10 protein-coding genes are annotated in these 9,058 nt (G+C 37.8%); 8 read left to right on the top strand and 2 right to left on the bottom strand.

Annotated elements, in window-relative coordinates; all coding sequences use genetic code 11:
* From fdhF to modB, 8 genes are all read left to right on the top strand, one after another.
* The coding region (gene fdhF, locus CYJ36_RS19855; RefSeq protein WP_101568985.1) for a formate dehydrogenase subunit alpha at window positions 1-2,925 on the top strand (2,925 nt) is incomplete at its 5' end.
* Window positions 2,925-3,086 carry a hypothetical protein gene (locus CYJ36_RS23885; protein WP_180850489.1) on the top strand — a complete coding sequence of 54 codons (162 nt, stop codon included), beginning with the start codon at window positions 2,925-2,927 and terminating at the stop codon, window positions 3,084-3,086. The genes fdhF and CYJ36_RS23885, both read left to right, overlap by 1 nt.
* Before the next feature lie 39 nt (window positions 3,087-3,125).
* On the top strand, window positions 3,126-3,605 hold the full coding sequence (locus tag CYJ36_RS19850; RefSeq protein WP_101568984.1) for a DUF1641 domain-containing protein: 480 nt from the start codon (window positions 3,126-3,128) through the stop codon (window positions 3,603-3,605).
* A gap of 215 nt (window positions 3,606-3,820) precedes the next feature.
* Window positions 3,821-4,231 carry a phosphate-starvation-inducible protein PsiE gene (locus tag CYJ36_RS19845; RefSeq protein WP_101568983.1) on the top strand — a complete coding sequence of 137 codons (411 nt, stop codon included), beginning with the start codon at window positions 3,821-3,823 and terminating at the stop codon, window positions 4,229-4,231.
* A 23-nt stretch (window positions 4,232-4,254) separates the two neighbouring features.
* Window positions 4,255-4,608, top strand: a complete 354-nt coding sequence (locus CYJ36_RS19840; protein ID WP_101568982.1) for a DUF2294 domain-containing protein — start codon at window positions 4,255-4,257, stop codon at window positions 4,606-4,608.
* Between the two features lie 137 nt (window positions 4,609-4,745).
* On the top strand, window positions 4,746-5,129 hold the full coding sequence (locus CYJ36_RS19835; RefSeq protein ID WP_101568981.1) for a hypothetical protein: 384 nt from the start codon (window positions 4,746-4,748) through the stop codon (window positions 5,127-5,129).
* Between the two features lie 146 nt (window positions 5,130-5,275).
* Complete coding sequence (gene modA / locus CYJ36_RS19830) at window positions 5,276-6,094, top strand: molybdate ABC transporter substrate-binding protein (protein WP_101568980.1); 819 nt, start codon at window positions 5,276-5,278, stop codon at window positions 6,092-6,094.
* A complete protein-coding gene (modB, locus tag CYJ36_RS19825; protein WP_101568979.1) occupies window positions 6,091-6,753 on the top strand; it encodes a molybdate ABC transporter permease subunit in 663 nt (220 codons plus the stop codon). Before modA ends, modB begins: the two co-directional genes overlap by 4 nt.
* A 68-nt stretch (window positions 6,754-6,821) precedes the next feature.
* Here modB and CYJ36_RS19820 read toward each other — a convergent pair whose 3' ends face one another.
* Complete coding sequence (locus CYJ36_RS19820; protein WP_101568978.1) at window positions 6,822-7,622, bottom strand: MurR/RpiR family transcriptional regulator; 801 nt, start codon at window positions 7,620-7,622, stop codon at window positions 6,822-6,824.
* 96 nt (window positions 7,623-7,718) lie between these two features.
* On the bottom strand, window positions 7,719-9,041 hold the full coding sequence (locus CYJ36_RS19815; protein ID WP_101568977.1) for a 6-phospho-alpha-glucosidase: 1,323 nt from the start codon (window positions 9,039-9,041) through the stop codon (window positions 7,719-7,721).
* Window positions 9,042-9,058 lie beyond the last annotated feature (17 nt).

Genomic DNA, 9,058 nt, shown 5'->3' with positions numbered 1-9,058 from the left:
GGACAGCAGCACGAAGTAGAAAAAAGGACTAAAATTCTTGATTATCTCTTGCAACAAGGAGTAGAACACCCCCATATCTGTTATTCAGAAGTTTTAGGTCCCATTCAAACCTGCGATACCTGTATGTGTGAAATCGATGGTAAAATTCTGAGAGCGTGTTCGACAGAATTTGAAGAAGGAATGAATATTTTAACTTCCTCAGAACGGGCCAAAAATGCACAAACAGAAGCAATGGACCGTATTTTAGAGAATCACTTACTGTATTGTACAGTTTGTGATAATAACAACGGTAATTGTCGTGTTCATAACACAGCAGAGCTGTTAGAAATTGAACATCAAACTCGTCCATACCGAGAAAAAGGATATGATGTGGATATGTCGCATCCTTTTTATAGATATGATCCCGATCAATGTATCCTTTGTGGACGTTGTGTAGAAGTATGTCAAGATTTACAAGTGAATGAAACTCTATCCATCGATTGGGAACGCGAAATTCCACGTGTAATGTGGGATGATGGAAAGTCCATCAATGAGTCTTCTTGTGTATCTTGCGGACAGTGTGCCACAGTTTGTCCATGTAATGCATTGATGGAAAAATCAATGTTAGGCGAAGCTGGGCTTATGACCGCGATTCCGAAAGACTTACTAAACCCAATGGTTGACCTTATTAAAGAAGTCGAACCGGATTATAAAACAATATTTGCATTATCAGAAGTGGAAGCAGCTGCTCGTGATAAACGTACGAAAAAGACAAAAACTGTTTGTACATTTTGTGGTGTTGGATGTTCATTTGAAGTATGGACCAAAGGACGGGAAATTTTAAAAGTAGAACCATCTGAAAATAGTCCTGTAAACAGTGTTTCAACATGTGTGAAAGGAAAATTCGGCTGGGACTTTGTAAATAGTGAACAACGCCTTACTGCACCTTTAATTCGCAAAGAAGATGTATTTGTTCCTGCGACTTGGGATGAAGCACTTTCATTAATTGCGAAAAAAATGGGTTCCATTAAAGAAACGTACGGAGGAGATGCGCTTGGCTTTGTAAGTTCATCGAAGACAACAAACGAAGAATCGTACCTTATGCAAAAATTGGCTCGTCAAGTGTTTGGAACAAATAACGTGGATAACTGTTCGCGCTACTGTCAATCTCCTGCAACAGATGGATTACTTGCCACTGTTGGCTATGGCGGAGATTCAGGTACCATTCGAGATATTGAAAATGCAGGACTTGTTATCACGGTTGGTGCTAATCCAACTGAAGGACATCCTGTTTTAGCGACACGAGTGAAGCGTGCAAAGAAATTGCGTGGGCAAAAACTGATTGTATCAGATCTTCGTAAGCATGAACTGGCAGAGCGTTCTGATTTATTTTTACATCCAAAACAAGGAACGGACTTTGTTTGGTTAACTGCTATTGCAAAATATATGATTGATCAAGGCTGGCACAATGAATCATTCATTAAAGCTCGTGTAAATTACTACAATGAGTACTTGAAACTTCTTGAAAAATATACACTTGACTATGCAGTTGAAGTTACTGGTCTTCCAAAAGAACAGTTAATTAAGACAGCTAAAATGATTCATGAAGCAGATGGGACATGTATTTTATGGGGAATGGGCGTTACTCAAAATGTCGCAGGTTCCCATACGTCAGGTGCAATTGTTAACCTTCTTCTGGTAACTGGTAATTTCGGCCGTACTGGAGCAGGAGCATTTCCGCTTCGCGGACACAACAATGTACAAGGTTCATGTGATATGGGAGCTCTGCCACAATGGCTCGCTGGTAATCAGCGTTTAACAGACAACGCAGCTCGTGCTAATTTTGAAAAAGCTTATGGCGTTAAAATCTCTGAAAAACCAGGATTTACGAACATTGATATGTTAGAGGCATCAGAAGATGGAAACCTAAAAGCCATGTATCTTATGGGAGAAGATATGGCTTGGGTAGATTCAAACTCCAACCATGTGCATGAAACGCTCAGCAAGTTAGAATTCTTTGTAGTACAAGATGTTTTCTTAACAAAAACTGCACAATTTGCAGATGTTGTGTTACCAGCAGCACCATCCCTTGAAAAAGACGGCACATTCACCAATACAGAACGACGAATCCAACGACTTTATCAAGCACTTGAGCCACTAGGAGAATCAAGACCAGACTGGTGGATTATTCAACAAATTGCAAAATACATGGGATTTGATTGGAACTATCAACATCCAAGCGAAATTATGGATGAAGTAGCTGGTCTGTGTCCAACTTTTGCAGGCGTATCATACGAGAGACTTGAAGAATGGAATAGTTTAATGTGGCCAGTACAAATAGATGGAACAGATGAACCGCTTCTTTATACAAAGCGCTTTAATTTCCCTGATGGAAAGGCACGTTTTTCTCTTAAAGAATATGTTCCGCCTATCGAATTTTCACAAGAATTCGATCTTACTTTAAACAATGGTCGACTCTTAGAACATTTCCACGTTGGTAATATGACAAATAAATCAAAAGGGCTTCAGTACAAATTACCTGAGGTGTTCGTAGAAATCTCACCTGAACTTGCCCGAGACCGTAAGGCAGTAGACGGATCATTAGTTCGGCTTATTTCTCCATATGGTGCGATTAAGCTTCGGGCAGTTGTAACCGATCGAGTTCAAGGCAAAGAATTGTATGTTCCTATGCACTCAGTAAGTCATGAAAATGCAATTAATCTTTTAACTGGTAGTGTTGGTGACGTTCGGACACAAACTCCAGCCTACAAACAAATAAAAGTCAAAATGGAGTTATTACAAGAAAAAGGAAGCAGACCACTTCCATTATATAATCCTCGTTATGCAAAACGTAATCCGCAGCTAGGTGTCCAAGTGGATCGGAAATGGGCACGCAAAGATTACGAACCAATTGCAGACTTGAATATACCAGGAGGTAAAAAGTGATGGGAACACCAAAATTACCATTAGATACACTTATTCATCTGAGGAAGAAATACGGAACTTTAGTCAGGTTTTTCAAGATTTATCCTAAAATATCGATGGAATTAAAGCAACCATACAACTTCTCCAAATCTCCAGAGGCTTTACAAAATATGTATTCATAATGCTCTAGTAGATTTGAATACACCGGGAGGTACCGAATAATGGCAAGGCCAATTACGAAGATAGATGAACCAATCCTTTCTGAAAAGGAAATACAGGATCAATCACTTAATAATGTTTTAGAAGACTTATCCCAAAATGCCGATGGGATTAAAGAAACCATTCAACTTCTCCAAGAACTTCACAAGAGCGGAATTCTTGGAGCCATTAATAATCTTGTTGAAGCAAAAGAACAAGTAGCAAAAATAGCAGTAGGACAAATGTTACGTCCGCCTGTAACAAATGCCCTTAATAATGCAATGGCTGCAGCTGGAATTTTGACAGAAATAGACCCTGAAACAACAAAAAAACTGATGGGAGGTCTAACGAAAGGTCTTCAAAAAGCAGAAGAAGGCATTCGAACAAATAAAAAAGTTGGCGTTTTTGATTTAGTAAAATTAATGAGAGATCCAGATGTTAATCGCGTAATAAAGTATTCTCTTGACTTATTAAAGGGATTAGGTGAAGGACTAAAGGATTAGCATCAGTAGATATACTCAAAATTGAAGACATGTTTATTCTTCTTACACCTTATAAGCCATGACAGAAATCTTGTAATTGCCCTGTACGACTCTTAGAAAAAAGTATAGGGCGATTGTATTTCAAGATTTTTTTCAATGATAAAAATAAAAAGTAGCCTAAGTTATTTTGGGAAAGAGATTTCATTCATGTCAAAAGGGAATAATGGAGGATACTAATGTTTGGATCTGATAAGCTAAAAAATGGGAAGTGGCTGATAAAACTGTATCAAATGATGTTGAATACATCATTGATTTTTCTTAGCTTTATTATTACTTTTTTTCTTTTTAGAGAACTTTATTACATTTTAAACGATGCTTTATTGAGTAATAAAAATGTTCATGAAATTTTCAGTAAAATACTTATATTTTTCCTGTATTTTGGTTTTATTTCCATAATTGTACGATATTTCGAAGAAGATCACCATTTCCCATTACGATACCTTCTATATATTGGAATTACAGCTACAATTCGATTCATAATAGTAAATAACAAAGAACCAATTCAAATTTTTTGGTTATCTTTGGTGATTTTCGTGCTAATAATAAGTTACCTGCTCTTGCCTCCTGCGGAAGCTAAAAATCATTAAAAAATCAGATAGGGGAAATGAAAATGAAAAGAAATATGGAACATCAGTTCAATATGCTGCTCCGTGAAATACGCAAAGAATATGTTGGAAATGGACCGAAAGAAATTACTACACGATTTGTAGGACCTTGGGTCATTAGTGAGATGAAAGGAAATCTGACAAATGTTGAACATTTTATGATAGGTTCGATAGAAGGGCAGCGAGTTGTTCATGATACGCGAACTAAGTTAGTAAAGCAGCTTTATAAAAATCCTGTGGTCTTGAAAAAAATTGAGGAGATAACCGACGCAAAAATTGTGAACATCTTTACAGATATTGATATAGAAACGGATACTGCAATGACCATTTATGTATTTGACAAGCCAATTCATGGATAATATTATTTATGATTTCGATGCAGTTGCTTTATTTCTAAATTATAAGTCTATTGTTTAAATATAAATCCCTAACCTTTAGTAGTCTTCAAAGAAATCTTTGAAGATTGTAATACTATGAAGTAAAAGGAGGAGCTGTTATGGACTTAAAAAAAATGATAGGTAACACAAATATACCAGAGGCTGATACAGACTTAATAATTTCCAATGTGAACAGAAATCTCATAAACCTTTATAACAAAAAAGATATTGGAGATTACACCGAAATTTTAAACGATATGCTTGTGCTGGCGGTTCATCTCAAGCTTGATTTGGTATTAAAGTATTTTGGTGCTGTTCCTATTGTTGCTGCGGATGAAAGAATTCAATTCCAGGAAATATTTAAATGCCTAGGCACAAGAAAGAACAATAAGGATTGGTTTTTAAATTTATTTTCTCTTTTTTTAGGGATTGCTTTTGTTTTTAAATTTGATATGAGTGAAATAGAAAGGAAATTCTTTGAAAAAAAAAGAAAGAATCTTTGATGTTCCTGTTTCTTTGTGAGAATCAGCTACCGCATAGAAATGGGGAGACCGATTAGCTGATCATAAAGAAGACATCCTAATCGTTCTTTTTTAACCTTCATAGTAAGTCCTGCTCAATAATAAATAGCAAGAAAGGAAGCGCAATAATGAGAAAAATATTCCTTCTTTATTTCTTGATGATTCTTCTATTAGCAGTCATGTCTGGGTGTTCAACAAATGTACAAAGTGAAAAATCAGAAGCTCAGGAACAAGAATCCTCAGATAAAAAAGTGGAATTAACTGTTTCAGCAGCTTCAAGCTTACAGGATGCCTTAAAAGACATAAAATCAAGCTTTGAAAAGAAACATCCTAATGTAATTATAAACTATAACTTTGGAGCTTCAGGGGCTCTCCAACAACAAATCTCTCAAGGAGCACCTGTAGATGTGTTCTTTTCAGCTGATGAGGACAAATTTCAGAAATTAGTAGAGGATGGACTTATTGATAAGAAAAATGGAATAGGTCTATTAAGCAACGGCCTCGTGTTGATAGTTCCAAAAGATTCAAGTAAAGGGATCAAAACATTCAAAGACCTCACCAAAGCTGATAAAACAGCACTTGGAATTCCTGAATCTGTACCAGCAGGACAATATGGAAAGGATACATTAGAAAAAGTAAATGTTTGGAAAGCGATTGAAGGGAATGTAGTTTATGGTAAGGATGTTCGTCAAGTGCTTGCATATGTTGAGACGAACAATGTTGACGCAGGAATTGTCTACAAAACGGATGCATTGACTTCCCAAAAAGTTAAAATTGCAGCAACCGCAAAGGAAGACACACACGATCAGATTATTTATCCAGTGGGGATGATCAAAAATAGTCCCCATCCAAAAGAAACCCAACTATTCTACAATTACCTTCAAAATGGCAGCTCTATCAAGATTTTCAAAATGTATGGTTTTAAAGGTCTGCATGAATTAAAATGACAACAGACTTTCTGTCACCGGTCAGACTCTCCATTGAGATAGCATCTGTCTCAGGAGTAATGGTTTTAGTTTTTGGATTATTAACGGGGATGGTAATGAGTAATACTAAATTCAAAGGGAAAGTAATCATTGAAACAGTTTTTCTTTTGCCGTTAGTATTACCGCCTACGGTCGTGGGCTTTTTGTTAATTATGTTTTTTGGAAGGAATGCTCCAGCAGGACAATTAATTGAGTGGATTTTTAATCAGCCTGTTATGTTTACGTGGTGGGCAGCTGTTATCGCTTCTACTGTGGTAGCTTTTCCGCTTATGTATCAATCTTCTAAAACAGGATTTGAAGCGATTGACAAAGATATTGAGAATGCTGCGCGTCTGGATGGTGCAAATGAAATAGAATTATATTTGTTTGTTTCAATTCCACTAGCACGTAAATCCATTATTTCGGGTGTAATCCTGAGTTTTGCAAGGGCATTGGGTGAATTTGGAGCTACACTAATGTTTGCAGGGAACATTCCGGGAAAAACACAAACAACGCCCACTGCTATATATACAGCCATTGACTCGGGGAACATGCAAATGGCTTGGTTATGGGTAGCATGTATGATTGGTATTTCTTTTTTTATGTTGCTGTGCGTACACATTCGAAGTCATAATAATTAAACATTACATGATATTCTTTCAACTGGTGTATCCTGCTTTTTTAGATATATCAATTCTCTAAGGTTTTTTTACACCCTGCCATCACTCGCAGCCTCCATATACAACTGTAGTAGAAGGTCAATGAATAGAGCCACAATCGAGTTGTAAGAGGTAATATTATACGACACATCAAGAGGTTCACGTGAACCGTATATAGGCAAAATCAAGTCGGCCATTTCGGCCAGAGTACTGTTTTGGCTGCTTGTAATAGCCGCTATTTTGATTCCCTGTCGTTTCGCGATTTGAGCTTTTGATAATACATAGGATGACTCACCAGATCTTGAGAACACAACCATAAGCTGGCTTTTGGCCAATTGGTTCATGTATATTCCGCCAGGAGCACTTACGTTAACCAGCCATGTATCCTTTCCAATGATTTGGAATCGCTGGGTAAAGTAGTTTGCAACAATCTCTGAGATCCCTGAGCCGCACACACCGATATGTGAAGAATCAGTTAACAGTTTAATAAACTGTTCCAGGTCTGTCTCATTAAGCTGGTCAATTGTTTTCCTATAATTTTGCTGAAAAGTATTCAGAAGCACTGATGCAGTTTTCTTCATAGAAGAATGGGTGTCATCCTGATTCTCTTGAAGATAATCGTTTTGGTTTTTCAAATAAAATTTCAGCTCACTGTAACCGCTTAACCCAAGCTTTATACAAAGACGAGAAATACTTGATGTGGATACAAAATTATTTTTAGCAGCTTCGCGGATGCTGTAGGTTTGCAGCTGATCGATATGTTCAATTAAATCGAGAAGAATCGTATATTCTGTATCATTGATGGTGTCCCCGATGGTAGCTAGGACTTTATTAAGCAATAAACGTTTCATAGTTCGCACTCCTTTAGTCTTAACACCATTATAAAATAGAAACCGTCAGAATCCCAAAAAAACCTGACAATAAGTCAGGTCTCACCGTTAATAATATTAATTTAATACTGGCCAGAATTCTTTATTCGCTTCAATCAGGTCATCCAAAACGATCTTGGCCATTTCAGCAGTAGGGAAAGTTTTATTTAAGGCAAATGCCTGTAGTGCTTTTTGGTATGAACCTTCCAGTGCAGCTTCAACAAGAAGCTTTTCAGATGCTAATTGCTGCTCAATCAAACCTTTGTAGAACAAACCAATTGGTTCCAAACGGATAGGTTCAGGTCCTCTGCTTGTTACGTAGGCAGGGATTTCCACCATTGCATCGGCAGGCAGGTTAGGAATAGCCCCATTGTTTTCCACAATAAGCAGGAAACGCTCGCGTCGGTCAAAGGCAATTGACATCGCGACGTCAACGATGAATGTACCATGGACACCAACTTTGAAGCCTTCCTTGAATTCGCCTGTTTCCTCCAAGTGCTCAATGGAATCAAACAAGTTCTTCTCACGGTTATCCATAACCCGGTTTGCTCTTGTGTACTCCGGATTTGTCTGTTCCACAACGGTTTGAGGAATCAAATAATATTGTAAGTAAGAGCTTGGTATATACTCAGGGAAAAGCTTGAGCATTTTCGCCACGTTCTTATGCGCTTTAATCCAGTCAACATCGGAGTGCTGCAAGTCCTTCGACTGTTCCGGAGTCACAAGACCATTCACCCTCATATACTCACGCAATTCGTTCATGCGGCTTTCACCTTTGACATATACGTCGGTAAACCAGCCGAAGTGATTTAAACCGAAGTAATCAACTTCAATTTCATCTTTATTTGCACCGAGGATTTCTGCCATGCGAAGCATCATTCCTATAGGCATATCACAAATGTTCAAGATACGGGCATTTGGACGTTCTTTGCGAATCGCTTCCGCGACAATTGCTGCAGGGTTTGAATAGTTAATGATCCACGCTTGAGGAGCGTACTCTGCAGCAAAATCGCAAAGTTCAATCATTGGCGCGATTGTCCTCATTCCGTATGACATTCCGCCTGGGCCGCATGTTTCCTGGCCAACTATTCCATGGCTAAACGGTATCTTTTCATCCTTTTCACGCATCGCATTTCCACCCACACGAAGTTGTGCAAAGATAAAGTCAACGTCTTCAAATGCTGTTTTTGGATTTGCAGAAGAAGTGATTTTTACGTTTGGATCAAATTCCGCCACTACTTTTTCTGTAATCATCGCAACTTTCCGCTGACGTTCTTCATTGATATCGTATAGACGAATTTCGCTAACAGGGAATTCATCCTTTTTGAGCATTAATGCTTTTGCAATTCCTGGTGTATACGTGGAACCTCCGCCGGCCACGGCAATTTTATATGTTTTCAAAAGTAAGCACCTCAATT

The sequence above is a fragment of the Bacillus sp. UMB0893 genome (assembly GCF_002858905.1).
GTDB lineage: Bacteria > Bacillota > Bacilli > Bacillales > Bacillaceae > Bacillus_P.
Note: the sequence above shows the minus strand (reverse complement) of the source record. Positions and strands in the feature narration are given on the sequence as shown.